The organism is Polaromonas sp. P1_E1_2 (assembly GCF_056406035.1).
Map to the genome: position 1 here is coordinate 1 of NZ_JBFUAZ010000897.1, position 1,141 is coordinate 1,141.

Genomic DNA, 1,141 nt, shown 5'->3' on the forward strand with positions numbered 1-1,141 from the left:
TCCCACCCATTCAATGCCTGCTGACCTTCGAGGCGCTGGCGCGGCTGCGCAGCGTGACGCAGGCGGCCGAGGAGCTTTGCGTCACGCCCAGCGCGGTCAGTCACCGCGTCAAGCAGCTGGAGCAAATCATCGGCACCAAGCTGTTTGGCCGTGCCGATTTTTCACTGACCACCGAAGGCAGCGAATATCTGGCGCATGTGCGCGAAGGTCTGGCCACACTGCAGAAATTTCCCGGTGCGGCCGGGCAAAGCGCCGCCCCCGGCAAGCGCAAGTTACGGCTGGCGGTCACGCCCACGTTCGCACGCTCCATCCTGATTCCACGCCTGCGCCAGTTCACCGATGCCTATCCTGAAATCGACCTGACGCTGCAGGTGTCCATCCCCCTGCTGGACGTGGTGGCCGAGGATGCCGACCTCATCGTGCGCTTTGGCACAGGCCGCTATGCGGACCTGGAGCACGTCTGCCTCAGCAAGGACGAAGTCGCGCCGCTCGCCTCACCGGCTTTTGTGCGCGAACACGGCCCCTTTGAGGCGGCTGAGGATCTCGAAGGCGAAAGCCTGTTGCGCTCGCCGCTGGAGCCCTGGCGTACGTGGTTTGCCGCCCACAAACTTGATTGGCCCGAACCCACCGACGGCTCCCAGTTCAACGACATCGGCCTGATGTGCGATGCCGCCGCGGCCGGCATGGGCATCGCGTTGATACGTCTCAAGCTGGGCGCGCCCTGGCTGGAGAACGGCTCGCTGGTGCGGCTGGGCAGCAACGAAGTGTTCGCCGGTAATATCCCCAGCCCGCACGCACATTACCTATGCTGGCGCACCGGCACCATGGACCGCTGGGAATGCGCGGCTTTTGCCGACTGGCTGCGCAAAAGCCTGGGTTAGGGCCCCAAGGCATGTTACGAGAAGGCCGCCGTTCGGCGTTGCAAAGCCTTGACGGGGCCCCTGGGCTTTGCGCCTTGCTCAAGGCCTTTGACATGCAACGCATCCTGCATAAACAAATAGCACTAACAGGTCCTGACGCCGTCCGATAAGTGGTTTTGCGTCCGTACCGGCTCATGCCTATGATGAGCTGGTAGTGACACCGGGTGAGCGCCCGGCCGGCTGCACATAGTCAAAAAAACCAACCTGTTCAACGAGGGAAA

General features: G+C 62.9%; 1 protein-coding gene. It reads left to right on the forward strand.

Annotated features, from left to right (window positions below):
• The coding region (locus AC1D1P_RS23890; RefSeq protein WP_477674725.1) for a LysR substrate-binding domain-containing protein at positions 1-881 on the forward strand (881 nt) is incomplete at its 5' end.
• Positions 882-1,141 lie beyond the last annotated feature (260 nt).